This window comes from Terriglobus roseus (assembly GCF_900102185.1).
GTDB lineage: Bacteria > Acidobacteriota > Terriglobia > Terriglobales > Acidobacteriaceae > Terriglobus > Terriglobus roseus_A.
This window is the reverse complement of record NZ_LT629690.1, coordinates 4,217,153-4,243,074: the sequence shown is the minus strand read 5'-3', so window position 1 is coordinate 4,243,074 and position 25,922 is coordinate 4,217,153. Positions and strand designations below refer to the sequence as shown.

Sequence of the window (25,922 nt, the reverse complement as noted above, 5' to 3'; positions counted from 1 at the left end):
GATTCAGTCCTCCTGGTTCGTACTGCGTAAAAAGGTTTGGCAGAGCCCATAGGGGCACCGCGAATCAAAGTTTCCTTCGTAGGACGTAGTAGCGATGCCGCTGACTACGTCCTCCCGGATAATTTATCCGCCGAAGGTGAAGTTCACAGTGATCGTCGTGTCCACTTCCGTGGGCTCGCCGTTCAGAAGATAGGGCTTGTACTTCCACTGCTGCACAGCGGAGATCGCGTTGGCGCGAAGCATTTCAGGACCGGAAACCACGGAGAGCTGCTCCACGGCACCTGTCTTCGAAATGATGGCGTGCAGCACAACCGAACCGGAAACGTGAGCCGCCTTAGCGATCGGCGGGTAAACCGGCTGCGTCTTCACCAGGATCTGACCGGCCATAACACCGGAAGAGATCTTGGCAGGACCCGTCGGCTTCGGCGGAGCAGCCTTCACCACCGGGGTGGGAGCAGCGCCCAGACCGAGACCGCCCATGATGCCACCAGCGGAACCCGAACCGGAACCCATGCCTGCACCTGCAACACCAGCGACGTTAGCCGGCGGCGGCGGATCTTCATGGGTCATGTCGATCTTCTTAGGAATCTTGGTGGGCGCGGTGAACGCGTCCAGAGCCTGCACAACCTTGGTCACCTTCACCACCTGTGCTGGTGGCGGTGGTGGCGGAGGAGGAGGCGGTGGCGGAGGAGCCGTCAGCATCGCCGTCATGGCGGTCTTCGGCAGCGCTTCCGGGTAGAGGAGCGGGATCAGAATCATCACCAGGACAATGGCCAGGTTGAAGCCTGCCGTTACCCACATCCAACGGCCAGACTTCGACTTCAGCTTGCCGGATGACTCCACCAAAGAATCTTCAAACATATGCAACCCCGATCTACGAGAGGTAAAGCTGCGACTGTAGACACCGCATGTTTCTGTTTTGTTCCCGGTGTCCAAAAACTTTTTTCAGACGCAGACCAAGTCACCACTTCCAAAGAAAACAGTGCGATCTGCCAGCGAGAATTGGATACTAACCCGCAGGAATTACATCTGGCAAATCCACAGAACCTGCACTGCTACAGGAACGGTGCATGCAACAAATCGTTTCGTACACCCGTTTCGCGTTGCCGACGGTTCTGAGGTATCGTCTGATGCATCGTTTTCAATTCTGCTGAAGGTCCGGGGCCTCCTGAATGCACCTGCGTCTTACGATCGCTGCTGTCTCCCTGCTAAGTCTTTCGCTTGCTGCACAAACCAGGCAGCCCGCAGGAGTCGATTTTCAGCAACACGGCAAGCCTCTGGCGAAGCAACCCATTGACCCGCAGATTGCCGCAGCGCTACGCGACGTGTCGCCTGTGGAGATGCGCAAGACCATTGAAGCGTTGGTTAGCTTTCACAATCGCAATACTGCCGGCGGCGGTGACACCACACTGCCTCCCCATGTCGGCGTGGACGCAGCGGCAGCGTGGATTCGCGAACGCTTCGAAGCCATCAGCAAGGACTGCGGAAATTGTCTGGAAATTCATGAGGACGTTTACACGCAACCTGCTCAGCCCGGCCCGCGCGGACGCATCATCAAGCCCACGCCATTGAAGAGCATTTACGCCGTGATGAAGGGCACCAGCGATCCCGATCGACGCGTTCTGGTCACGGGTCATTACGACAGCTTCTTCACACGCGACATGCAGAATGTACGCGACGAAGCTCCAGGTGCCAACGACGATGCGAGCGGCACTGCCGTCTCATTGGAATGCGCACGCGTGCTCACAAAGCATCGCTTTCCAGCCACCATCGTCTTCGCAACGGTGACCGGTGAAGAGCAGGGCTTGCTCGGCAGTCGCCATCTTGCACAGACGGCCAAGAAGGTAGGTTGGGATCTTGAGGCCGTTCTGAACAACGACATCGTGGGCGGCGACACCACACCGGCTGATCTGGCCAATGAAGACAAGCACCGCGTCCGTGTCTTCTCCGAAGGAATCTCGCTGGCTGCAACGCCTGAAGAGACACAGAAGATTCTCACTGCAGGGTACGAAAGTGATTCGTCATCGCGTCAGCTTGCACGCTCTGTCGCGGATGTCGCACGCACATACACCGAACCCGCTCCGCCAAAAGCAGCGGACGCACTGAAGCCAACGTTGGTCTTTCGACTCGATCGTTATGGCCGCGGCGGAGATCACTCTTCGTTTAATCGCGAAGGCTTCACCGGTGTTCGTTTCACGGAGTGGCGCGAGAACTTTGACCATCAGCATCAAGTAGTTCGCGTGGAGAACGGAACGCAGTTCGGTGACCTGATCCAGTTTGACGATTTCCCTTACATGGCGCGTGTCGCTCGTCTGAATGCGGCAACGTTGGCCACACTCGCTTCCGCACCGCCGATTCCGCAGAAAGTACAGTTCAAGGCAGGTGGCCTGAACAACGACACCACCATCACGTGGACTTCCACTGCGGACGCGCATGACGAAGTGTTGTGGCGCGAAACCAGCGCGCCCGATTGGCAGTTCAGCGCACCAGTTGCATCTTTCCAACTCACCGCCGACGGCAACGCGAAAACCATGACATTGCCTGTATCCAAGGACAACGTCATCCTCGCCATCCGAAGCTGCGATGGAAAAGGCCATTGCAGCCCTGCTGCTGCACCATTGCCGCGGTAGCAGCGCGGTGCTATGTTGTCTCCTACATACATAGGGGACTATCGTGACCCGTTCTTTCTCGATTGCATTGCTGTTGTGTATAGCACCACTTCTCGCTGCACACGCGCAGTCGGAGAAGGCGGCCTCTGGCCATGCAATGCGATTTGAAGTCGCATCAATCCATCCAGATGACGGCCCATTCAAAAGCCCTTCGTTTGCGATGAGTGCCGACGATTCGTTTCGTGATCCGAAGGGCCGCTTTCACGCGGATTTTGCGCTGCCCGTATACATCCAGTTCGCATACAAAATCTGGCTCACGAATAACGAACGCAAAGAGATGATCGGTGCATTGCCAGAGTGGGTAGAGAAGCAGCGTTTCGACATTGAGGCCACCGCCCCCGAAAACGCCACGAAAGACCAGTACAGGCAAATGATGCAGACGCTTCTCGCAGAGCGGTTCGGTCTGAAGCTGCATTTGAGAAGAAGGAACGACCGGTACTGGCAATGATTCTGGTGAAGCCAGGCGTGCCCGGCCCCAGGCTGATTCCGCATGAAAAGGGACAGCCTTGTGATGAGAAACCTGTGCCGTCAACGTTTCCGGACCAGTGCTACACCTATGCCGCACGCCCAGAGAAAGACAATGCCTGGATCAACGGTTCACGTGCGACCACCATGGATCTTCTAGGCAATTTCCTGGCAAGTCTCGCCGGAAACTCTGGCGAAATTAGTCGGCACGTGGTGGACAAGACCGGATTAACCGGGCTGTGGGATTTCACCCTGCTACCTCCCGTCAAAGTACCTGGTGAGGATACGCAGTTAGGTTCTCCCGCGTTGGAAGCCGTGCGGGAACAACTCGGTATCCGTTTAAAACCGGACCGCGCCGTGGTTGCTTTGCCCGTGATTGACCACGTGCAAAAGCCAGAAGACAACTAGCAATTGAGTCGAAGATTAGTGAGTGGTCTGCAACCGTAGCGTTGCTGTGAAATCAAGCGCCACGCTGGAGCCTTCCGGCTCTCCGTCCCATCCGGGCAAGTCGAAGACTTCGTCTGAGTGCACGTTGCCGCTGGATGCCAGGGGCTGATCATGTTGCGCAGCAAGTGCGCGGCGAGCATGTCGCCGCATGGATCCGCGTTGCAGACTGAGGGTGGGTTCCGTCAACAGGAGAAATCCGCGTCCGCAAACCGGGCATTGGACGTCAAAGGCGGTCTCTGTAGCAATGCAAGGAATATGCATTTCATGACTCTTTTCTGTTTCGGTCCACTCATTTCGCGGTGGACCTGTTACGTGGACGGCCGTAGATGTGACCCCATGAAACAACGCGGGTATCACTCCGGCCGACGAACATCGTCTGTTGCCACTCAGTGCGTCCGGGGTTCTGCAACCCAGTCAAAATCAAACCCTTCAGCGGTGTATTGCGAGTCCTCGTGCTGACGGCGCAGCATCCGTTGAACTGACTCACGAACCGCCACTCGCTCTTGCGAGATAAGGCGGTCTCCGTAGAGGAGAAATCCTTGACCGCAAACCGTGCAGCGTACATCGCTGCTGAGGTTTGACGGGCGACATGCAATCGGCATGGTCGTAGTGCTCCGAAACAAATTCAGAGACAGCCTGGGAGAAGTGCCACGAGTGGCTGCCTGAAATTCAGGCTAGGCCTCGGAACAGCACATGCACATGCCCCATACGGAACGGGGTCTCTACAACCTTCGAGCAGTCTCCTGCCACGTTCGCGGATCAACATGTCCAAAACTGCGACATCGCGCGCGCCAGATCGCGCCACCCGGCGATCCGAGTAGCCCTCCGACGAAAAATTCTAGTCGTCGTTGCGAGGAATCAACCTTTTAGATTCGGCCCGACCGCCATTACGAAATACTTCGCTGGAACCGTGCCAACATTCTTCAGACCGTGCAGTTTCATGCTGCTCGCGTACAGAATGTCGCCTGCTTCTGCCGGTTCCCACTTGCCATCAATCAGCCACTCCACTTTGCCTTCGCGCAGGAACAACCACTCAGAATGCATGTGCTGATGCGGCGGATGTGGCGCCATGCCCGGCAGCAATACCGTGTTGTGCATCTCCACGCCTTCGCCTGTAGGCAGCACACCCTGGCAAACCGCCTGCGATGATCCGGTCTTCCCACTGTGAATGGGAAGTTCGCGAGCGTTGAAGATATGGTTGTCTGAAAAAATCTTTGTTCCGGCAGCAATCTTCGCAGGATCGGGCTTGGATTCAGTCGCAGCGGCAGGCGCTGCCTGCTGTGCAACACCAGACAGTTCGGCAAAGAAAGCAAGGGCGGGCAAACTCAGGCACAGATCGCGGCGTGTGGAATTCATGCGCGAAAGCATACGCCGTTATGCAGGGCGCAAGGAAGTTTGAACGCGGCGTTACAGAGCAGTCGCCGTCTTCCGCACCTCGTAATAGTGGTTTTCTCCCACATCCTCAAACTCCGCCACCACAGAGAGCCCGGCTAATGCGAGTTGCCTTCGATATTCTTCCCCACCCAATGAAACCGATGAGAGCCCAGTCATCTGATCGATCCACGTGCATGCGGGCAAAGGCGCGGTGAACAACAGGTGTCCGTCCGGGTTCAGAATCTCGGCGAACTTCCGCAGCAGACGTGCCTGTTCGTCGACGGTCATCAGGAAAATCAAGCCGACAGCAAGCACCGCATCGAACTTGCGGCCAAAACAATCCGACTCCAGCACGGACGCACATGTGATCGGAACTCCAGGCAGGTTCCGTTGAAATGCCGCAACGAACGACGGAGCGGCGTCCAGACCATAAACCCGGAGTCCTTCTTCGACCAATACGGCAGTCAGAGGAAAGCCGGGGCCACACCCAATATCGATCACGCTGCTGCCCGCGGGAAGCGTCCGCGCCCAACGTCGCACCTCGTCCACGCCGATTGCCCGGGCGCGGCCGGCGTCGCTGCCACGACCTCTGAGCCATTCGGCTGAGATCGCCTCGTATCCGTTGGAGTGGTCCATTCGTGCCGAAGTATAGCGTTCGTGCAGCCGCGGCCGGAACCGTTCGCAGTATCCTGTTTATTGTGAGCGACCAGATCAAAGTCACCCTTCCCGATGGCAGCGTGCGCGAAGTTCCGCGCGGCACCACGCCCTACGCCATTGCCCATAGCATCTCTCCGCGCCTTGCCGACGCAGTTGTTGTTGCGAAGATTCGCACCACTACCGGCAAAACCACCGACGGCGCCGAAGAACAGTCCGACGCAGGCCACAACGGCGCGCAGACCGAAGAGAGCATGTACAGTGACGTCGCCACAGCAGAGCGCATCGTTGATCTCGCTGAGCCTTTGAACGAGGACGTCGCACTGTGGCTGCTCAAGGAGAACGATCCCGAATCCCTGCGCGTCGTGCGCCATTCCGCCGCACACGTCATGGCCACGGCCATCACCGAGCTGTATCCGGAAGTAAAGCTTGGCCACGGCCCTGCCACCGACAGCGGCTTCTTCTACGACATCCTGCGTGAACAGCCCTTCACACCCGAAGACCTCGCCGCCATCGAAGCAAAGATGGCCGAAGTGGTCGCGCGCAACGAACCCTTCCGCCACGAATACATCGCGCGCGACGAAGCTCTCGTTGGTTATCTACAACAGGGCGACTTCATGAAGGTCCACTTCATTGAGAAGTTCACCAAGAGCGGTGAAGGCGTCAGCTTCTATCGCAACGGCGAGTTCCTCGACTTCTGCCGCGGACCGCACGTGCCCTCCACAGGCCGCGTGAAGGCATTCAAGGTCATGAGCATTGCTGGTGCGTACTGGCTGGGCGATGAAAAGAACCCGCAACTGCAGCGCATCTACGGCACCGCCTTCTACACGCAGAAGGAGCTCGACGCGCACTTCAAACACTTGGAAGAGATCAAGGCGCGTGACCACCGCGTCCTCGGCAAGCAACTTGACCTGTTCTCCATTCAAGAGATCGCAGGCCCCGGCCTGATCTTCTGGCACCCCAAGGGCGCGCTCATCCGTAAGGAGATGGAGAACTGGATGCGCGACGAGTGCCTGCGTCGCGGCTACTCGCTCGTCTATACGCCACACATCATGAAGCGCGATCTGTGGAAGGTCAGCGGCCACGACGGTGTGTACAGCAAGGACATGTTCCCCGCCATGGAGCTGGACGACGCGGAGTATCGCGCCAAGCCCATGAACTGCCCGGGCCACATCCTCATCTACAAAAACTCGCCCAAGAGCTACCGCGATCTTCCGCAGCGTTACGCCGAGTTTGGCAACGTGTATCGCTACGAACGCAGCGGCACCATGCACGGCTTGCTGCGCGTGCGTGGCTTTACGCAGGACGACGCGCACATCTTCTGCACGCCCGACCAGATCAGCGGCGAAGTAGAAGCCTGCCTCGACTTCGCAGAAGCTGTACTGCAGAACTTCGGCTTTGCCGAGTACCGCGTCGAACTCTCCACGCGCGACCCGAAGAAGGAAGGCGAATTCTTCGGTACCGCTGAAGACTGGGCCTACTCCGAAGGCGCACTGCGTGACGTGCTCACAAAGCGTGGCCTCAAGTTCCAGGAGTTCCCCGGTGAAGCAGCCTTCTACGGCCCCAAGATCGACGTCAAACTCGTCGACGTCCTTGGCCGCCTCTGGCAGCTCTCTACCGTGCAGTTCGACTTCAACCTGCCACGTCGCTTCGAACTCGAATACACCGGCGAAGACGGTGAAAAGCACCAGCCCGTAATGGTTCACCGCGCACTCTTCGGCTCCGTCGAACGTTTCTTCGGCGTCCTCATCGAACACTACGCCGGAGCGTTCCCGCTATGGCTCGCGCCGGTGCAGGTAGGCCTCGTCCCCATCAGCGAAAAGCACATCGACTACGCCCGCAAGGTGAAAGCCGAACTCGAAAAGATCGGCCTCCGCGTAGACCTCGACGAGCGCAACGAAATGATGAAGGCCAAGATCCGCGACTTCGCCAACGAGAAGATCCCGTTCGTCCTCATCATGGGCGACAAGGAGGCCGCAAACGAAGCCGTAAGCGTCCGCACCAGGGGCAAAGGCGACGAAGGCAGCACCCCACTAGCCGACTTCATCGCACGCGCAAAGGACCTACTCACTCATCGATCCCCTACCTTGTAGGTTGAAGATTGATTACGAAAAGAAGCCTCTCTGCAGAGAGGCTTCTTTCATTGTTGGCGCTAAGCTTAGCCATACAGCCATTTGGAGACGACGTGGGAGTCAAAGCGTATTACTCCGCCCTGGTGGCGGAGTTTCTTACCCAGAATGAGAACGACATCCTAGCAGTATTGACAATGGAGCATCACCATACCCTCGAAGAGTCCCAGCGCGAAGCCTGGTTACGACAAATTGAAATTTTGAGGCAATCGTTAGTCGACAGGCACGCTAGCAAAATCTACCTCGAATTTTTCATACCGCGGATGGGAAAGCGAGTTGATGCACTGCTACTCACAGAGGGGATCGCCTTTGTTATCGAATTTAAAGTGGGTGCAAAAACCTACGACAAGTACGCTCTTGATCAGGCTGAGGACTACGCGCTCGACCTAAAGAACTTCCATGAAGGCAGCCATAACGTACCAATAATTCCCGTACTCGTTGCCACCGCAGCACTAGCAGCCGGGAACAGCGAACCCATCTTCAGTGCTGACCAGGTCGCATGCCCTCTAAAGGTCAATGCAAATGGACTCGGCGAGCTACTAGAGGAAATCACAACGAAGTCAAACTACACGCCGATCCAAATTGAACGATGGGAATCAACTGGATATCGCCCCACACCCACCATCATTGAAGCGGCTCGGGTTCTCTATCAAGGTCACAGTGTCGAAGACATTTCACGCAGCGACGCAGGAGCTCTAAACCTACAAGAGACAGCCGCCGGTGTCGACGAAATCGTTAGCCGTGCACGACAGCAAAACTTCAAGGCAATCTGTTTTGTTACGGGAGTTCCTGGTTCCGGAAAGACGCTCGCCGGCCTTAATATCGCTACGCAACGCTCCCTCGAATACCATGACGAGCATGCTGTTTTTCTGTCAGGCAATGACCCTCTCGTCAATGTCCTTCGCACCGCGCTCAACCGCGATAAGGCGAAACGTAAGGGTGAGAAGAATGCGCGCGAAGTCGAACAGTTCATTCAGAATATTCGGCACTTCCGCGATGAAGCATTGAAGAGTCAGGATCCGACCAGCGAAAAAGTCGTGGTCTTTGATGAATCGCAACGTGCCTGGACCCGCGATCAACTAGCCAAGTTCATGGAACAGAAGCGTGGTCGAGCGAACTTCCAGCACTCGGAACCAGAATTCTTGATCGGCGTCATGAATCGCCACAAGGACTGGTGCGTGATTGTGTGCCTCATCGGTGGTGGACAAGAGATCAACACAGGCGAAGCGGGTATGTCGGAATGGATTGAAGCACTCAGCAATCACTTTCCCGATTGGCAATGTTTCGTTTCACCCCAAATCGCGCTGCCAGAGTATGGCTTGCAGAAGACAGTCGAGTCTTTCCTCGCTTCACCTCGTACGCACTCTGATAGACGCCTCCATCTCGCAGTATCCATGCGCTCATTTCGAGCCGAAAAGCTCTCAGACTTCGTGGCACACGTTCTCGATGGAGACCTCGACGCAGCTAAGTCTGCTTACCAGAGCATCCAAACAAACTATCCAATCTATCTCACACGTAATCTTGCCGACGCACGCAAGTGGCTCAAAGCAAGAGCGCGTGGCACAGAGCGTTACGGAATCGTCGCGTCTTCTGGCGCCCAACGACTCCGTCCAGAAGGCATATATATCAAGGCTAAGGTTGACCCTGCTTGCTGGTTTCTAAACTCAAGTGAAGACGTGCGCTCTTCAAGCCATCTAGAAGAAGTGGCAAGCGAATTCGATGTGCAGGGTCTCGAACTTGATTGGGCAGCGGTTGGCTGGGATGGGGATTTCTACTACTCCAATGCCCACTGGAACACACGCTCATTTAAAGGAACCAAATGGCAAAGCGTGAAAGATGCCAACCGGAAGCTCTATCTCAAGAACGCCTATCGAGTCATCCTCACACGCGCGCGACAAGGTATGGTGATTTTTGTACCCTGGGGCAATGCCGCGGACGACACGAGACTTCCAGTTTTTTATGATGGAACATATCAATTTCTGCGTGCATGTGGCATACCGGACCTGAATCCGGATGCAATCTAGCGGGTCCGCCGAGTTTTCTTAAGAAGAATCAACCTACAAGCGCCGCCAAGCGTCGAACTCTTCTGTATGTTCGGCGTGCCACAATCCGTACGTGAGTTTCTGCGCTGCAAGGTGCTGCGGCCATTGCTGCGACTACTTCGCGGAGGTGTCACACCGCGCCGCCTTGCATGGAGCCTCGCTCTGGGAATGATGATCGGCATCAATCCCACCGTTGGCGTGACCACGGTGCTGCTGATTCTCATCGCGTGGCTGTTTCGGCTTAGCCAGACTGCTTCGCAGATTGGTTCGCACATCGTTGCGCCGCTACATGTTCTGTTGTTCCTGCCATTCATTCAGGCGGGCGTGCACCTCTTCCGCACACGCCGCCTGCCCTTCACGCGGCAACAGCTTCACCACCTAAGCCACCACCCCATCCTGATGGTGCGCAACATCTGGCAATGGGAGTGGCATGCGCTGATTGTTTGGGGCGCAATCGCCGTTATCCTCACACCGCTGCTCGCGATCTATCTGCGACGCGCGCTGGTGCTACTCATGCGACGCCATCCCACCCTGATGCATACGCCACCCGCAACACACTGAGTGTCCTACCGATTCAGATATACGGGATTCGCCAGCAGCTTCAGCTTTCCAGCAGCATCGCGAATCTCCACGCGAACAGTATGTGGCTTGCCATCACTCGCAAAGGTGAATGTTCTTACCTGTTTGCCCGGCGCGAAGATACTGCCTTCCAGCATGCTGTGCTTTCCATCAGTGATGACCTCACCATGCATTCCCGCGACATCGTTCGCTTCCACAGTGAATGTCACCGTCACGTCAGCGGCAACATGCATCACATCGCCCATCAACGCATGTTCATTGCCCGAAACAGCAGACAGGATCAAAGACCGGCCCTTCGTGCCATCAGTATCAATGAACACATGTCCTGCACGAATCCCCGCAAGAATCGCACTCTCAGACAACGACGTCGAATAAACCACCGTCGTAGGCGAACCAATCGCATTGTTCTGCCCCGGTTTGATCAACGCGTTGTGATTGTCACTGCCACCAATCGCCGTGATGCGCAGACCGCGATCTAGCTGCTGCTGCCACACCGGCACACCGGACTTCTCCCCATCCGCATCCGCTCCATTCACTGCTTCCATCACGTGAATGCGCGCGAAGTCTGTGTTTGGAGCAGTCCATCCGCACCCCATGCACTGCTCGCCGGAAGGAACACCCGGATGATTCAACGCAAGCAATCCATGCGCAGCATCCACTTCATCCAATAGCACCTTCATCGTGGGAACAGGTTTCGTGCCAAGCCGAAAATCAATGAACTGCGTTGTACCAAACACGTTCGCGTGTCCATAAAACGTGGTGATTTCGCGTCCCGGAATCAGCAGCAGCTTATCGAAGTACGGCTGCAATTCCCGCATCGCATCGTAGTGCGATGTGGTGTTGTGATCGGTGATAGCAATGAAGTCCAGCCCACGCGCCACTGCAGCCTGCGCAGTCAGAAACACAGGGCAGGGAATCCGCGCACCACTCTCGCTCGCACACGATCCATCGCTATGTCCCGTGTGCATATGCAGATCGCCGCGATACCAAGCAGCGCCTTCACGTATCGGCTTCTGCGAAAACGTGGAGCCAGACGCAGCATCCGTACCAACCTTCTGCCACCACACCTTCACTGTGTACTGCGCAACAGAACCCTCACGAATGGCAGGCACGCCAACCAACAACCGCCAACGCCCCGCAACAACGGGCCCCGGCAGATACGAAGGCGTCGCATCCGATTCGCTCACAGTAAACGTGTGTTTGTTGCCGCCACTCCATCCGCGAAAACGCTGCGGATCAATCACACCCATATCAAGATTCGTGCCGTGATCATGCCCGGTGTACGTGAACTCCACCGTAAGCCGCGACACGCCCTCCGGCACATCAAACGGCACTTCCTGGTACGACATAAACTGCGCGCGACGCACCTCGCCATGCAGCGTCAACTGCGGCTCCTGCGCACACGCCGCACCCACAACCAACGCCAGCCACACGGCCAGCAACCTCTGCAATCCTGAAACCTTCATCCCATCCCTTCTATCAGGAGGGAAGCAGAGCCTGCATGACGCCCGCGCGAATCGCGAACTTACTTTTTGTTAAGCACGCCATCGCGCAGCCGTCCGATACGTCCCTTCGGCCCCACGACGAACGGCAATGACAATGCATTCCAGTTGCGATCCGCGTCGGCAACATCACCAGCCTTCACATCCGGCAACAATGGCTTCCAGTTACGGCCATCGTCTGTGGAGACATCGGTGCCCGTCGGTCCCGTCGCGATCCACGTCTTCGTTGCAGAGTCATAGGCCACGGTGCTGCGATAACCGCGCGGCATGGTCTCCGCAGGTTGCCATCCCATGCCGCCATTCACGCTGAACGCAGCAGTGTGCGCCGCCAACTCCGGATGCATGTAATCGCCGCCCACCGCCACCATCGCCTTGTCATTGGCAGCCAGGGCGAAGATGCCCGACGACGCACCAACACCACCCACATCCGTCGTCATTTTGCGAAACCGAACATGCGTCGCGCAGGCATTGGGGTCGTTGTATTGAATGGGATCGGGGCAGCGATCCTGCTCGCCGCGATACAGCAACCCGCCACCGCCGCCAAAGATAGGCCCTGCAACACCCATCGCTAGCGATTGATTGCTGGCTGCGAATGCACCGCCCTTTTCCGTCTCGGACTGTATGGGCACCGGCACTTTCGCCCAGGACAAGCCTCCGTCGCGCGACACCGCCACGTAGAAGCCGCCCTTTACTGGATCACCCAGCAGCCATCCCTCTCCATGTTGCGGGACATACAGCGCATCAAAGAACCCGCCCGGAGCGTCCGGGTTGGTGAAGACCAACTTCCACGTGCGGCAACCGTCCGTGGTGCGATAGAGACGGCTGGCATCGCCCGATCCCACGCTCATCACAATCGCTGTTTGCGCATCGAAGGCCTGAACCGCCCGAAAATCGAGCTTCTCAGCTCCATCCGGAACGGTGCACTGCTGCCATGTTCCACCGCCATCCAGCGTCCGCAAAACGGTGCCGGAAGCACCGCTGGCCCATGCGACGCGGCCATCTATATTCGCTACGCCCCGCAGACTGGCAGGCGAAGGGCTCTTTTGCAGCACAAACTGCGCGTGCGCCGTAAACGCAAGAAAAATCAGCGAAACAAGAGGTCGCATGGTGCATCTGAGTGTATCTCGATGGATTGCAGGCATTCGGCGGCGCTCCAAGGAATCTGTAACAAGGGCTTTCCCTCCTGTGGGAAATGCGGTAATATAAGCGATGTTGTCCGCAGTGCGCCGCCCTAGCGTTGCGCGTTTGTGCTGGCAGGGTGCTTTCATTCAGGCTCGCCGGACAGGACAAAACACTTTTCAAGCTCAGCGCTGCTGCTTTTCTCCCCTGACGGAGAGCTCTGCACGCTTAGCGCAGGAGACGTAACAGCATGCCGAAGCGCACTTTTCAGCCGAACCGCCGCCGCCGCGCCAAGACGCACGGCTTCCTCACCCGCATGAAGACCAAGGCCGGTCAGACCGTCCTCAGCCGTCGTCGTGCCAAGGGCCGTCATAAGATCGCCGTCTCTGCCGGCTTCCGCGACTAGTTTTTCTGTCGCATTTCCGTTTCTGCAAGGGGCGCGCCAGTCGCGCCCCTTTGCATTGCAGGCAATGAACGTTTCCATCCCCAAACCGAAGATCTCGTTCGCTGAGCTACGCCTGCGGAAACACGCGGATTATCAGCGTGCGTACGCAGCATCGCGGAAGCAGCACTCGCGCGAGGTTACGTGGTTCTGCGCCCATCGCGATGCCATGCCGGAACGACGCCTGCATCCCTCAGAACTTCTGTATGGTCAGCCGCACTCCGGTCCCCGCATCGGTCTCACCGTGGGCAAAGTCATGGGCAAGGCGCATGACCGCAATCGCATCAAACGCCGTATGCGCGCTGCAGTCGCGATGCACGCAGCCTTACTCGCCGACCTGCCGGTGGACGTGATCCTGCACCCGCGCCGCACCGTACTCCTGCTGGAGTGGGACAAGCTGCAGCGTGAGGTGGCCAACGTCTTCCGTGCCGTCCGCAAGCAGTACGCCACGCAGACAGAGCGATAATTCTTTCAACGGCACGCTCTCCGCACCACCATTCCATGAACATCGCACTCGCAGCAATCCGCGTCTATCGCCGTCTGCTCTCGCCCATGCTGCACAGCACCGGCATCAGCGGCTGCCGTTACACGCCCACGTGCTCAGAGTATGCAGAGGTAGCCATAGCCCGCTTTGGCCCCTGGCGGGGCACATGGCTTGCCATGTGGCGTATCGCTCGATGCCATCCTTTCAGCAAGGGCGGACTGGACAACGTACCTCTGCAGTAGTGCCTCCCGCGGCAACACAGATACGATGGCTATAGAAAGCAATCGACAGATATGACAGCGGATAACCGACCCTCACTGCTCAGTGTTCGCCCTCTCACCATCGAAGACGCCGAGGCGGTAGTCTCTCTCAGCACACAGCTCGGCTATCCCTCCGATGCAGAAACGATGCGCGGACGAATCCATCAACTCGCGAAGTCGCGCGACCGTATCGCCTTCGTTGCGGTCTTTGAAAACGCCGTTGTGGGATGGGCAGATGCCAGCATCGAACGTCATCTGCAGTCTCCAGAGGTCGTCGAACTGGGCGGACTGGTTGTGCAGGAAGGCCATCGCGGACTGGGTATTGGTCGGCGTTTGTGTGAAGCGGTTGAGGAGTGGGCTTTACAGCAGCAAATACCGCGAGTGCGCGTTCGTTCTCAAATCAAACGGCAGGACGCACATCGGTTCTATCTGCGCGACGGCTATGTACACATAAAGACCTCTGAGGTCTTTGAGAAAAGATTGGATTAATCATCTTGGAAGCCTGCCGAAAGATTGACCTCACAACCTGGCCGCGAACTGACCTGTTTCACTTCTTTCAAAAGTTCAGCGAGCCGTTCCATAGCGTGTGCATCCGGATGGACTGCACGGAATCCTTCGCTTATGCCAAGGCGAAGAACCTGTCCATCTTCCTCACGCAGGTGCATTGTGCTTTGACAGCAGCGCAACATGTACAGAACTTCCGCACACGCATTCTGGACGGCGAGCCATGGGAGTTTGAACGGATCAATGCCGGTTGTGCCATTGGTCGTCCGAACGGCACCATCGGTTTCGCGCACTATCCGTATAACGAAGACCTGCACGAGTTCGTGCGCGTTGGCTCCCTGGCCATTGAAGAAAGCAGAAGCCGTACTGACCTGGAACGTCCGCCGGCGCAGAATCTGATTCGCTTCTCCTCGCTGCCGTGGCTGGACTTCACATCGCTCTCACACGCGCGCAACTACGAGGTAGAAGATTCGGCACCACGCATCACCTTCGGCAAGATCACCGAGAGCGGATGCCGCAAAACACTACCCGTCTCTATCCACGTACACCATGGGCTGGTGGATGGATCGCACCTTGGCGAGTTCGTCGATCTCTTGCAACTGCGTTTCAACTCTTTCTGAACCAGCTCCAAAAGCAACAAAAATCTGAACCCCGCTCAAAATCATTCGCATCTTAAGATTGCCGAAAAACGCGGAGCCGGCTTGGTAAGCCCGGCTCGCCGCAACACCTGACGTTGCGGTAATGTCACCCCCGGGAGAAATCGGGGAAGGGACCCACGGCGACAAGCAGCAGTGCACGCATGCACTTGCTTTTCTGTCGCATGTGTCCCCGTGGCGCTCATCGGATTCATGCGACAACCCACCCGCTAACGGAGGTTTCGCACCATGCACACACTCAATCACGCCAACCTGACCACGTATGACGTTCCCGCTCTGCAGGCTTTTCTGGAGCGCATCTTCGGACTGCGCACGCTGGAAACTCGCGCCGGGAAATTTGCCATTTTGCAGGATGCACAAGGCTTTCTGCTGGCGCTGATGTTCGACAAGAACATGACACCCGAACACGGCTGTCCCGGCTTCTTCCACGTGGGCTTTCTGCAGGACACACCGCGTGCGGTGGACGAGCGCCATACCGCAATCGCGCAGGAAGGCCTCGCCGCACCCGAACCGGCCATGCTGCAACGCGGCGGCCCACCGACGTACGGCTTCTACGTCAATGCACCCGGTGGAGTCACCGTGGAAGTCAGCACCATGAACCTGAGCAATCCAATCTAAAGCCACAAACGCAGAACGGGTGAGCAGAGTATCTCTGCTCACCCGTTCAGTTCTTGCGGATTGCGTTACTGCTTATCTGCGCCCGAAACTGCCGTGGGATACAGGTTCTTCAACGGTGCGTTGCGATCCGAGTCCTCTTCAGGATGCGGATACGGCTTACGCGGCATCATCGCCTCACGCTCGCTGGTGTTGTAGAGGAAGATTGCTTCCACCACTGCAGCCTGCTTCAGGTCGTCTTCGTGGATGCGCTCCACCGTGTCCATGTTGGAGTGGTGACTGCGCGTCTCGTAATCCATATCGTCCTGAATGAACTGGAAGCCAGGCAGACCGAGCGAATCAAACGACAGGTGATCCGTTCCACCCGTGTTGCGGTTGGTGATGGTCGTAACGCCCAGGTCCTTCAACGGTGCAATCCACTGCGCGAAGATGGGACCAATAGCAAAGTTCTGCTGCGTGTACACGCCGCGAACCTTGCCGGTGCCATTGTCCAGGTTGTAGTACGCGTCCAGCGTCTCCCACTCCTTGGTAGTCTTCAACGGTCCACGACGAGCATTGCGTCCGCCCATGCCCAGCGCAGCCATCATGGCTGCATCCGAACCCGGTGCAGGTCCACCCGGAGGCGTGGTGATCTCGCCAAAGTGCTGCTTCACGTATCCACGCGAACCGTACAGCCCCTGCTCCTCACCGCTCCACAGAGCAATGCGGATGGTGCGGCGCGGCTTGATGTTCAGTGCCTTCAGAATGCGCACAGCTTCCATCGCAACAACCGAACCAGCAGCGTTGTCCGTGGCGCCCGTGCCGGAGATCCAGCTATCCAGGTGGCCGCCTACCATCACGACCTGTTCCTTCAGCTTCGGATCGGTGCCGGGGATTTCAGCAACGGTGTTGAAGCCGTGCTCGTGATCGCCCGTGAACTCCGTCTGGATGTTCACTTCCATCTGCACCGGAACGTGGTGCTGCAGCAAGCGGAAGATGCGACCGTAGTTCTCAACAGTCGTCACTGCATTCGGAATGGTGACAGCCGTTTCCTTGACCTGTGCGCCGCGGACCAGGTTCGCGCCGTTGTCGTCAAAGATGATGCCCGTACCGCCGCCCTTGCCGCCATCGCGCGAAGGCGTGATGATCGCCGCAACGCCTTCTTCCGTCATCATCTTCAATGCCGCACCGCGAAGCTGCGCCAGACGCGCACGATCCGCAAGCGCCTGCTGAACATTCACGCCACCACGACCACGCGGAGTCTCCGGGCCTTCCATTTCCTTCAGCTCAGCGTCGGTGTAGCGCGAGAACAAAGGCTCCGTCAGATCCACAATCGCGTGCGGCGCGCCCAGCAGAACAATCTTGCCCGCCAGCTTGCCCTTGTACTTCGCCAGATCAGCCTGCGTGTTGAACTCCACCAGAACCGCATCGGCAGTTACAGAACCCTTAGTAGCAGGCGACCACGGTGTCGCCTGAATCCACACCGGCTCGGTGTCCGGCGTGATCATGCGCGCCCAGCTATTGATCTGCTTCCAGCCCATGCCAAACTCGCCCCAGTCTTCCAGATGCGCGTTGACCAGGCCAGCATCGGTCATCCGATCACGCGTCCACTCGTTCGCCTTCTTCATGTTGGGCGAACCAGTCAGGCGCGGGCCAATGCCGTCGGACAGACCTTCCATGTACTCCATTACGTGCGAGTGCAGCAGACCTTCATTGCGAATCTGCGCATAGATGCCCAGATCAACGTTTTCCGTAGCAGGCTGCGCGCCGTAATAGCTGGGAACGGTCTTCTTCTCTTCAGTAGCAGCGGCAGCAGACTTATTCTTCTGCGCGAAGGCCGCGGGCATGGACGAAACAGCAACAGTAGACAGCAGCGTGGCGGTACAAATGCCGCGACGCAGTGCCGAAAAAGTACGGGACATAGCGGGTGGTGCCTCCAAAACAGGGTGAAAACAATTTCTGTGTGAAAAAGATGTTATTACACGGTAGCAGCCGCGCCATTTGGCACGTATCTGTCGCCTCTCGGTAATACGAACCAGCTATGCTGGCGGACGCACCCACAAATCCATGCCTTTGTGGCGAATTTCCTGCCGAGGTCCTGTATGCGTTCCGCTCTCCGACTGCTTTCTCTTGTTCTGCTCACAGCGCTCGCGCCCTCCGTACGAGCACAAACCGCCTCTGCAGGAAAGCCGATCCGCGTGGCCATCGTCGGCCTGGTGCACGGCCATGTAAGCGGCACTTTGAATGGATTCGTAACCAACCCCAATCCCAATGTTCAGCTCGTAGCCATTGAAGAACCGGACACCGCGCTCACAAAGAAATATGTGGATCGCTTTCACCTCGAGTCGATCCCCACATACAGCGACCTGGAGACGATGCTCAACAAGGAAAAGCCGGATGCGATTCTCATGTACATCCGGAACAGCGAGCACCCAAAAGTCGCGATCGCAGCCGCGAAGCATCATGTAAGCAGCATCATGGAAAAGCCAATGGCCATCTCCGTGCCCGAGGCACTGGCCATGCGCAAAGCCGCGCAGCAATACAACGTGCACATCCTCACCAACTACGACACCAGCTATTTCCCCAGCAACAACGCTGCGATTGCCATGGCTCAGGACGGCAAGCTGGGCACCCTGCACAAGATGGTGTTTTACGCAGGCCACGCCGGACCGCTGCACTCCGCACCGGAATTTGTCGCATGGCTTACCGACCCGGAACAGAACGGCGCAGGCGCGCTCTATGACTTCGGCTGCTACGGCGCCGATCTCGTGACCTTCATGCTGAAAGGCCAAATGCCCATCAGCGTAACCGCCGTTGCGCAAACCGACAACGAAAAGAACTATCCCAAGGTCGATGACGACGCGACCATCATCATCCGCTATCCAAAATTCCAGGCCGTCCTGCTGCCCAGTTGGGAGTGGAGCTTCTCATCCACACGTAAGGACCTCGAGCTGTTCGGCGAAGAGGGACAGGTCAAGACCGTCGGCCACGAGGATGTGTCCGTGCAGCTGAAGGGAGACAAGACGGCAACGCAGTCCGCGGCACCGGCTGTGAATCCGAATCGCGACAGCTCGTTGGATTACCTGGTCGCCGTACTACGCAATCAGGTTGACGACCACTGGCTCCCCGGTTCACTCGACACGAACATGGTGGCCGTACAGATCATGGACGCCGCACGAGAGAGCGTGAAAACCGGCAAGACCGTGGAGCTGAAGCCGCTGCCGTAAATCAGATCCAAACCAAATAGAGGCGGCGCAAGGCCAACTTGCGCCTCCTTTATTTTTGTCTCTCATTCGTCATGACGGTTGATATATCAGCGGACTAACATGCTGTGGTTCCCGCTTCTGACGATCCTGCGTTTTGAAAGGTCCCTCTATGCTTCGCCTCATGCGTCTTTCGTATGTGTTTGCTGTTCTGTTCTTCTTGACCGTAGCCGTTCAAGCCCAGCAGGCCGCCACGCCCATCCGTGTCGCCATCGTGGGCCTCACACACGGCCATGTGAAGGGTTTTCTGCATAACCTGCCCACCAGTCAGAGCGCAAAGCTCGTCGCGATTGTCGAATCCGACGCCGCTCTCGCAAAGCAATATCGCGATCAGTACAAGCTTGATCCCGCGCTCTTCTACACCGACGAAGAAACCATGATCGAGAAGACACATCCCGATGCGGTGCTTGGCTACGGCACGATCCTGGAACATCGCAAGGTCATTGAAATTGCTGCGAAGCACCACATCAACAGCATGGTCGAGAAGCCGCTCACCACCACCGTGGAAGATGCGTTAGCCATCCGCGATGCCGCGCGCAAGAACAACGTGCAGGTGCTCGTGAACTACGAAACCACCTGGTACAACAGCAACGCCGAAGCGCTGAAGGAGATTCAGGCTGGCAAACTGGGCACCGTGCGCAAGGTGTTGGTGCGCGATGGCCACGAAGGTCCCAAGGAGATTGGTGTAGGCCCGGAGTGGCTGCCCTGGATCACCGACCCCAAGCAGAACGGCGCAGGTGCGCTGTTTGATTTCGGCTGCTACGGTGCTGACTTGGCCACTGTCATCAACAAAGGCGCAACGCCGCAATCCGTCACCGCCTTCGCGCAGACACACAAGCCCGACATCTACACACGCACCGAAGACGATGCCACTGTGATCGTCGCCTATCCCGAAATGCAGGCCATTCTGATGCCAAGCTGGGATTGGAGCTTCGCCGTGAAGAACATGGAGGTCTACGGCAACGGCGGCACCATGTTCACCGTTGGACCGGGCAACATCATCTCGCGCTACAAGGGCCAGAAGGTGGAATCCGCCATCTATCCCGCACCGAATCTTCCGCAGAACCAAAGCAATTCACTGGACTACCTTGCCGCCGTACTGCATCACCAGATCGACCCCAAGGGCGACCTGTCGTCACTGGAAACGAACATGGTTGTAGTGCAGATTCTGGATGCAGCGCGCACCTCCATCAAGGAAGGCAAGACCATCACACTGAAGCCGCTTCCGCAGTAAGCAGCAAACGAAATACAGAACGCAGCGCCCACGGTGAATAGCCGAAGGCGCTGCGTTCGTGTTTTGTATACCTTCCGCAGTAAGCTAATTCGCGAGGGTTTTGCGATGAAAGCGCTGATGCTGGAAGAGTATTCAAAGCTGCAGGTCAAGGATGTTCCGGTGCCTGAGATTGGCTCGGAAGAGGTTCTTATCCGCGTGGGTGCGTGTGGCATCTGCGGCAGCGACGTACACGGTTACGACGGCAGCAGCGGACGCCGCATTCCTCCCATCATCATGGGCCACGAAGCCGCAGGCGTGATCGAAAAGGTTGGCGCTGACGTAACGGAGTGGAAGCCCGGCGACCGCGTCACTTTTGACTCCACCGTCTACTGCGGCAAGTGCGACTACTGTCAGCGTGGCGAAGTGAATCTCTGCAACAACCGCCAGGTCGTCGGCGTGTCATGCAATGAGTTCCGCCGCCACGGTGCGTTTGCCGAATACGTCAGCGTTCCCGCGCGCATTCTCTATCGCCTGCCCGAAGACTTCCCCATGGAAGAAGCCGCGATGCTGGAAGCTGTCTCCATCGCATTGCACGGCGTGAATGTAACCAAGATGAAGGGCGGAGAATCCGCTCTCGTCATCGGTGCAGGCATGATCGGTCTGCTCACCGCACAGGCTGCACGCGCTAAGGGATGCAGGTCCGTGATGATTGCAGACGTCGATGCGGCACGCCTGAAGATGGCCGAAGAAGTAGGCATCCCCGACACGCTTCACATGAGCGGCAAAGAACTGATCGACGAAGTACTGAAGCGCACCGGCGGCGAAGGTGTTGACGTTGTGCTCGAAGCAGTCGGTCGCGGTGAAACTGTCGTCGCATCCATCGAATGCGTACGCCGCGGCGGCACAGTCACACTCATCGGCAACATTCAGCCGGAAGTACCGCTGCCCTTGCAACGTGTCGTCACACGCGAAGTTCGTCTCCAGGGATCATGCGCTTCCGCTGGCGAATATCCCGAAGCAATCCGCCTGATGGCAAGCGGCGCAATCACAGTGAAGCCGCTCATCTCAGCAGTTTCATCACTCGAAAATGCAGCGAACTACTTCGATCGCCTGCACGCGCGTGAGGCGGGTTTGCTGAAGGTCGTGGTGGCTCCAAACGAATAGGTCGCAGGCGAGGGGTCCATACAATCCTGTCAAGCCCCAAAGCCACTCAAACCCAACAAATCAAAAGAAATAGAATTGGCATGCTATTTCCGCTCAATCACTAAAATAGAAGTAGCGAACGAACTAGCTCACTCGCTGACCTGCTGACTCGCTGCTTCTAACCCCTTTAGAAAGACGATTTTGCCTCTAACGTCAATAGATAGACGATTTTACAGACACTAAAACCGTAACCCGTTTAGAAAGACGATTTTGCAAAAACAGGGGGAGGGGGGTACCCCCGCCCGGCACCTGCAGGCGAGAGAGAAAAGATGGCAGAAAACTTGTTTGATCTAACCGGCCAAGTGGCCGTTGTGACGGGCGCATCCCGCGGTCTAGGACAATACTTCTCACGCGCTCTCGGTCGTGCTGGAGCGAAGCTGATCGTCACATCGCGCAAGGCCGGCGATTGCGATGCGTTCATTGCAGAGCTTGCAGCGATGAACATCGAAGCAAAGGCTCTCGTGCTCGATGTACGCGATGAAGCCAGCATTAAGGCATTCGCAGAAGCCGCACCAAAGCAGTTCGGCAAGGTCGACATCCTGGTCAACAACGCAGGCATGAACATCCGCAAGCGCGCGCTGGAAGTCACATGGGATGACTGGAACGCCATCCTCGACACGAATCTGCGTGGCCCCTTCTTTGTGGCACAAGCCATTGCACGACACATGATCGCACAGGGTTACGGTCGCATCATCAATGTGGGTTCCGTAACCAGCGTGCGTGGCTCCGCTGGACTTGGACCATATGGCGCAAGCCGCGGCGGCATCAAGCAACTCACCATGTCACTCGCAGACGATTGGGGCGAGCACGGCATCACCGTCAACGTCCTCGCGCCCGGATGGTTCAAGACCAACCAGAACAAGGCCATGTATGAGGATGAAGGCTGGGTTGAGTATCTGGTCGAACGCATCCCGATGAAGCGTCCCGGCGCACCCAACGATCTGGACGGAGCAGTAGTCTTCCTAGCCAGTGAAGCATCCCGCTACGTCACAGGACAGACCATCCTGATCGACGGCGGCATCTCAGTAGGCGCAACGCGCGCACTGGTGAAGAAGTAAGAGAGTTCACAAAGCGTATGCAACGTCCGCAAGAGTAAGACTCTTGTGGACGTTCCTAGCCTTGGAGAGCTTCACGCACATCAATGGGCTCAATGCGCCCCAGCAGCACGAAGTACGAAGCAATCCCGATCACGATATAGATCGCAGGAATAGCGAAGGCCAGCGTGTAGCTATGCGTTGCCCCCACGGTATACCCCGTAACGATAGGCGCAAGGATCGCAGAGATCTGGTTCGCGAAGTTAACGATCCCACCAACCTTACCAGTGCTTGTATTCGGCACCAGCAGCGATGGAAGACTCCAGATAACCGGCGATGCTGCAGACAATCCACCGATCGATAGCGTGATGCATATCAGCGCGCCACTGACGGTATGCGCAAAGGCCGCACCCAAAATCCCAAGCCCGCAGATGGTTCCACCAATCAGCACCGTACGCCGCACCGTGCTGGCGTTATAACCATTCCGGATGAGCGCATCCACCAAAACGCCACCGATGAGGAAGCCACAAGCGGCCGCCACCAACCAAGGCACACCCGTGTACAGGAACGACTGTTGCAGGGTGATGTGTTGTGCCTGTGCGAGATACGTTGGCAGCCATGTGATCAGCAGATAGAAGACGTAGTTGTAAGCACCGGAGCCAATCGCCAGACCGATGATCTTCCGCTGACGCAGCAACTGTCCGAGTGGAATGGGAGGCGCAATGATCTGCGCTGCATCACCACCGGGAACGAGCGACGGCGTACGGATGACGTTGCGCATGGAGAATCGTCCCGGCTCGCGGTAGAGGATAGCGAACAGCGCCATGTATCCAAACGACAATACCGCCGTGAAGCCGAACGACCAACGCCAGCCAACTTCCAGCAGCAACAACCCAAGCAGCGGAACACCAATGGCATTCGCCAGCTTTGCAGATCCATCAAACAGCGCTGTTGCGAGGGAGCGCTCGTGCGATGGAAACCACGCTCCAACGGCCTTTGCGTTGGCAGGGAAGGTTGGTGCTTCACCAATACCCAACAACAGTCGCGCAGCGAAGAAGAATATGATTCCCGGCGCGAAGGCTGCGGCGAGCGATGCGATGCCCCAGATGAGCACCGACCATAGGGTGACCTTACGGACGCCGAAGAGGTCCAGGACTACGCCGGTGGGGAGTTGGCAGGCGGCATAGGTCCATGAGTATGCCGCGGAGAGTTGGCCGAAGACCTGCGGCGTGATGCCGAAGCTATCTACCAGCGCATCGTGCGATACGGACAGGTTGACGCGGTCGAAGTAGTTGACCAGCACGCCCACACCAAGCAGCACGCCGATGGTCCAGCGGTAGCGTTCCGCGGGTGCGTAGGTATCTGCGTAGTAGGTTTCGCCAGCCATGAAGGTGAGGCCAGTGTAAGTTATCGCGGTGCTTGTGCCGAACGACGAATGCGGCTGACGAGTGCAGAGGTGAGGAATACCCCGGCGATCACGAGGACCGCGATGCCCAGCGGGGCGCCGACCCAGCGGTAGGCAATGGAGAAGTCTGGCTTATGGCCGAACATCGTCATCACCAGCATGGACATGATGGCGAGGAAGGTACCCGCGAAGAAGGCCACAGCGCCGCTGGCCAGTGACAGCAGAATCGTCTGGAAGACGCTGAAGTCGCCTACGGGCGCGCCCAGGAAACGGGGGCCGGTGTAGCCGGGTGCAATCTGCGGGCGGGATGCGGATGTGTCTGCCATGTGAATTACGGCTGCCTCAGCCATTAGAATACCGCTTGAATGGCTGAGGCTCTGACAACCGATCTACTAACACCGGAAGAGGCCACGCAACAGGCGCAGGCAACGACCGCACCGAATGGCCTGCAGTACGCCACGCTGGGGCGTCTGGATCTGCCGTCGCTGACGGCGGACGAGATTGCGCGGCTGGTGGGAACCGTTCCAACCGGTATCAGCAACGGCCTGACTGGCTTTCGGTACGTGTTTGTACCACTGGCGCTGAGTGGCTCTCGACTTGAGGGCGGCGAAACCGCTGCCTTTCCGCTGATCGACCGGACGCTGATTGCGCCTGCATACAGTTTGGCGCTGGCCGATCGCGCTATCTGCCACCGCAATGCGCAGGTGGACGGTAAGGAAGTGGTCTTCCTCAGCAGTCGCCTCCACACCGACCGATTTGCGCTGGCATTCGAGTTCTTTATCAACATCGCGCATAACTTCACCGACACGATTGGCGTTCCGCCAAGCTTCAGTGAGCTGCTGTGGAAGCAAGTGACTGCGAATGTGCGCGGTGAGACGTCCATTGATGCGTGGGAGGACCGGGCGGGTGCGCTGGGTGTGTCCGTGACCGAGCTGGATGCGCGGGCTCGGGGGTCGGCACCGCGTGGCACCGTGGATGAGAAGGCTCGGACCAGCTACTATGCTGCGGCGTTTGCCGACTCGCTGGCGATCTACCTGCTGAGCGTATTCATGGACTTCGACTACAGCGACCTGCGTGAGCGCGAGTATCCGTTGCTTGCTGCACCCGCGCTGGCGGAACGATTGCGCGCCATCAGCAGGCTCTTCCCGCCGAATGACGGTTACCAGTTCCAGATCCTGTATCGGCGGCGCGGCTAGATGATTGCTCACCTGCGCGGACGTTTGCTCTCCAAGTCGCCCAACGCTGTCATTGTGGACTGCGGCGGTGTTGGTTATGACGTGGCCATCAGCGTGACCACGTTCACCTCGTTGCCGGATGAAGGCGCTGAGGTGTCGCTGCACATCAACACGCAGGTGCGTGAGGATGCGATTGCACTGTTCGGCTTTACCGACCGCGATGAGAAGCGCCTGTTTGAGCGGCTGATCACTGTCAGCGGGATTGGGCCGAAGCTGGGGATCACGGTGTTGAGTGGACTTTCGGCGGAGCGTCTTGTGAGTGCTATTCGCGGTGGCGACACTGCGATGCTGGTGAAGATTCCGGGCATTGGCAAGAAGACTGCCGAACGCGTGGTGCTGGAGCTGAAGGACAAGCTGGACGATCTGCAGGCCGCTGCACCTGTGCAGACTTCCGGATTCCAGGGCGGACCTGTGGTGGACGATGTGCTGTCTGCGCTGGTGAACCTGGGCTACAAGCGCGACAGCGCTCAGCGCGCCGTGGAGACGGCGATTGCGAAACACGAAAGCTCTGAACTGACGATTCGGACGGACTTCGATGCGTTGTTCCGTTACAGCATGCAGGCCATCCGGTAGGGTACCCCCTCCCCCCTGTTTTTCTAAAATCGTCTTTCTATTGGGGTTACGGCGCGGATGTCGCTAAAATCGTCTG

25 protein-coding genes and 1 pseudogene are annotated in these 25,922 nt (G+C 57.6%); 17 read left to right on the top strand and 9 right to left on the bottom strand.

Annotated elements, in window-relative coordinates; genetic code table 11:
* Window positions 1–123: 123 nt before the first annotated feature.
* Window positions 124–861, bottom strand: coding sequence for an energy transducer TonB (locus BLT38_RS17795; RefSeq protein WP_083346389.1), 738 nt, complete (start codon window positions 859–861; stop codon window positions 124–126).
* A gap of 311 nt (window positions 862–1,172) precedes the next feature.
* Between BLT38_RS17795 and BLT38_RS17790 the strand changes: the two genes are divergently transcribed.
* Window positions 1,173–2,630: a M20/M25/M40 family metallo-hydrolase gene (locus tag BLT38_RS17790; protein WP_083346388.1), complete on the top strand. Its 1,458-nt coding sequence runs from the start codon at window positions 1,173–1,175 to the stop codon at window positions 2,628–2,630.
* A gap of 136 nt (window positions 2,631–2,766) precedes the next feature.
* A pseudogene (locus tag BLT38_RS21220) lies at window positions 2,767–3,542 on the top strand (TIGR03435 family protein).
* Window positions 3,543–3,557: 15 nt separating this feature from the next.
* Here BLT38_RS21220 and BLT38_RS17775 read toward each other — a convergent pair.
* The 3 genes from BLT38_RS17775 to BLT38_RS17765 all read right to left on the bottom strand — a co-directional run bounded on the left by BLT38_RS17775 (window position 3,558) and on the right by BLT38_RS17765 (window position 5,591).
* Window positions 3,558–3,842: a hypothetical protein gene (locus tag BLT38_RS17775; protein WP_083346385.1), complete on the bottom strand. Its 285-nt coding sequence runs from the start codon at window positions 3,840–3,842 to the stop codon at window positions 3,558–3,560.
* A 597-nt stretch (window positions 3,843–4,439) separates the two neighbouring features.
* On the bottom strand, window positions 4,440–4,937 hold the full coding sequence (locus BLT38_RS17770) for a cupin domain-containing protein (protein ID WP_231966597.1): 498 nt from the start codon (window positions 4,935–4,937) through the stop codon (window positions 4,440–4,442).
* A gap of 51 nt (window positions 4,938–4,988) precedes the next feature.
* Window positions 4,989–5,591 (bottom strand): class I SAM-dependent methyltransferase, encoded by a 603-nt coding sequence (locus BLT38_RS17765; RefSeq protein WP_156785195.1) that lies wholly within the window; start codon window positions 5,589–5,591, stop codon window positions 4,989–4,991.
* Window positions 5,592–5,653: 62 nt separating this feature from the next.
* Here BLT38_RS17765 and thrS point away from each other — a divergent pair, with 62 nt between their 5' ends.
* The 3 genes from thrS to BLT38_RS17750 all read left to right on the top strand — a co-directional run bounded on the left by thrS (window position 5,654) and on the right by BLT38_RS17750 (window position 10,341).
* Complete coding sequence (gene thrS / locus BLT38_RS17760; RefSeq protein ID WP_083347173.1) at window positions 5,654–7,702, top strand: threonine--tRNA ligase; 2,049 nt, start codon at window positions 5,654–5,656, stop codon at window positions 7,700–7,702.
* A gap of 92 nt (window positions 7,703–7,794) precedes the next feature.
* A complete protein-coding gene (locus BLT38_RS17755) occupies window positions 7,795–9,762 on the top strand; it encodes a DUF2075 domain-containing protein (RefSeq protein ID WP_197674906.1) in 1,968 nt (655 codons plus the stop codon).
* Between the two features lie 75 nt (window positions 9,763–9,837).
* Window positions 9,838–10,341 carry a DUF2062 domain-containing protein gene (locus tag BLT38_RS17750; RefSeq protein WP_231966595.1) on the top strand — a complete coding sequence of 168 codons (504 nt, stop codon included), beginning with the start codon at window positions 9,838–9,840 and terminating at the stop codon, window positions 10,339–10,341.
* 5 nt (window positions 10,342–10,346) lie between these two features.
* On the opposite strand, the gene BLT38_RS17745 is transcribed toward BLT38_RS17750, so the two are convergent.
* Together BLT38_RS17745 and BLT38_RS17740 are read right to left on the bottom strand one after the other, a co-directional pair.
* The gene (locus BLT38_RS17745; protein ID WP_156785194.1) at window positions 10,347–11,825 is read right to left on the bottom strand and encodes a CehA/McbA family metallohydrolase; all 1,479 of its coding nucleotides are present in this window, start codon (window positions 11,823–11,825) and stop codon (window positions 10,347–10,349) included.
* A 59-nt stretch (window positions 11,826–11,884) separates the two neighbouring features.
* Entirely contained in the window at window positions 11,885–12,967 is a 1,083-nt protein-coding gene (locus BLT38_RS17740; RefSeq protein ID WP_083346382.1) for a WD40/YVTN/BNR-like repeat-containing protein, read from the bottom strand.
* Between the two features lie 263 nt (window positions 12,968–13,230).
* Between BLT38_RS17740 and rpmH the strand changes: the two genes are divergently transcribed.
* The 6 genes from rpmH to BLT38_RS17710 all read left to right on the top strand — a co-directional run bounded on the left by rpmH (window position 13,231) and on the right by BLT38_RS17710 (window position 15,944).
* Window positions 13,231–13,386, top strand: coding sequence for a 50S ribosomal protein L34 (gene rpmH / locus BLT38_RS17735; RefSeq protein ID WP_083346381.1), 156 nt, complete (start codon window positions 13,231–13,233; stop codon window positions 13,384–13,386).
* 64 nt (window positions 13,387–13,450) lie between these two features.
* A complete protein-coding gene (rnpA, locus tag BLT38_RS17730) occupies window positions 13,451–13,888 on the top strand; it encodes a ribonuclease P protein component (protein ID WP_083346380.1) in 438 nt (145 codons plus the stop codon).
* Between the two features lie 35 nt (window positions 13,889–13,923).
* The gene (yidD, locus tag BLT38_RS17725; protein ID WP_083346379.1) at window positions 13,924–14,148 is read left to right on the top strand and encodes a membrane protein insertion efficiency factor YidD; all 225 of its coding nucleotides are present in this window, start codon (window positions 13,924–13,926) and stop codon (window positions 14,146–14,148) included.
* 51 nt (window positions 14,149–14,199) lie between these two features.
* Window positions 14,200–14,655 (top strand): GNAT family N-acetyltransferase, encoded by a 456-nt coding sequence (locus tag BLT38_RS17720; RefSeq protein WP_083346378.1) that lies wholly within the window; start codon window positions 14,200–14,202, stop codon window positions 14,653–14,655.
* 5 nt (window positions 14,656–14,660) lie between these two features.
* Window positions 14,661–15,290 carry a CatA-like O-acetyltransferase gene (locus BLT38_RS17715; protein ID WP_231966594.1) on the top strand — a complete coding sequence of 210 codons (630 nt, stop codon included), beginning with the start codon at window positions 14,661–14,663 and terminating at the stop codon, window positions 15,288–15,290.
* A 264-nt stretch (window positions 15,291–15,554) separates the two neighbouring features.
* The gene (locus tag BLT38_RS17710) at window positions 15,555–15,944 is read left to right on the top strand and encodes a VOC family protein (RefSeq protein WP_083346376.1); all 390 of its coding nucleotides are present in this window, start codon (window positions 15,555–15,557) and stop codon (window positions 15,942–15,944) included.
* 65 nt (window positions 15,945–16,009) lie between these two features.
* Here the strand turns inward: BLT38_RS17710 and BLT38_RS17705 are convergent, their stop codons facing one another.
* Window positions 16,010–17,842, bottom strand: coding sequence for a M20/M25/M40 family metallo-hydrolase (locus BLT38_RS17705; RefSeq protein WP_083346375.1), 1,833 nt, complete (start codon window positions 17,840–17,842; stop codon window positions 16,010–16,012).
* Window positions 17,843–18,022: 180 nt separating this feature from the next.
* Here BLT38_RS17705 and BLT38_RS17700 point away from each other — a divergent pair, with 180 nt between their 5' ends.
* The 4 genes from BLT38_RS17700 to BLT38_RS17685 all read left to right on the top strand — a co-directional run bounded on the left by BLT38_RS17700 (window position 18,023) and on the right by BLT38_RS17685 (window position 22,657).
* Window positions 18,023–19,147 carry a Gfo/Idh/MocA family protein gene (locus BLT38_RS17700; RefSeq protein ID WP_083346374.1) on the top strand — a complete coding sequence of 375 codons (1,125 nt, stop codon included), beginning with the start codon at window positions 18,023–18,025 and terminating at the stop codon, window positions 19,145–19,147.
* A gap of 148 nt (window positions 19,148–19,295) precedes the next feature.
* Entirely contained in the window at window positions 19,296–20,417 is a 1,122-nt protein-coding gene (locus BLT38_RS17695) for a Gfo/Idh/MocA family protein (protein ID WP_083346373.1), read from the top strand.
* Window positions 20,418–20,522: 105 nt separating this feature from the next.
* Window positions 20,523–21,560, top strand: coding sequence for a galactitol-1-phosphate 5-dehydrogenase (locus tag BLT38_RS17690; RefSeq protein ID WP_083346372.1), 1,038 nt, complete (start codon window positions 20,523–20,525; stop codon window positions 21,558–21,560).
* A gap of 308 nt (window positions 21,561–21,868) precedes the next feature.
* The gene (locus BLT38_RS17685) at window positions 21,869–22,657 is read left to right on the top strand and encodes an SDR family NAD(P)-dependent oxidoreductase (RefSeq protein WP_083346371.1); all 789 of its coding nucleotides are present in this window, start codon (window positions 21,869–21,871) and stop codon (window positions 22,655–22,657) included.
* 55 nt (window positions 22,658–22,712) lie between these two features.
* Here BLT38_RS17685 and BLT38_RS17680 read toward each other — a convergent pair whose 3' ends face one another.
* Entirely contained in the window at window positions 22,713–24,020 is a 1,308-nt protein-coding gene (locus BLT38_RS17680) for an MFS transporter (RefSeq protein WP_083346370.1), read from the bottom strand.
* Between the two features lie 20 nt (window positions 24,021–24,040).
* A complete protein-coding gene (locus BLT38_RS17675; RefSeq protein ID WP_156785193.1) occupies window positions 24,041–24,364 on the bottom strand; it encodes a hypothetical protein in 324 nt (107 codons plus the stop codon).
* A gap of 39 nt (window positions 24,365–24,403) precedes the next feature.
* Here BLT38_RS17675 and BLT38_RS17670 point away from each other — a divergent pair, with 39 nt between their 5' ends.
* Window positions 24,404–25,234: a hypothetical protein gene (locus BLT38_RS17670; protein ID WP_083346368.1), complete on the top strand. Its 831-nt coding sequence runs from the start codon at window positions 24,404–24,406 to the stop codon at window positions 25,232–25,234.
* Entirely contained in the window at window positions 25,235–25,846 is a 612-nt protein-coding gene (ruvA, locus tag BLT38_RS17665; RefSeq protein WP_083346367.1) for a Holliday junction branch migration protein RuvA, read from the top strand.
* Window positions 25,847–25,922: the final 76 nt, after the last annotated feature.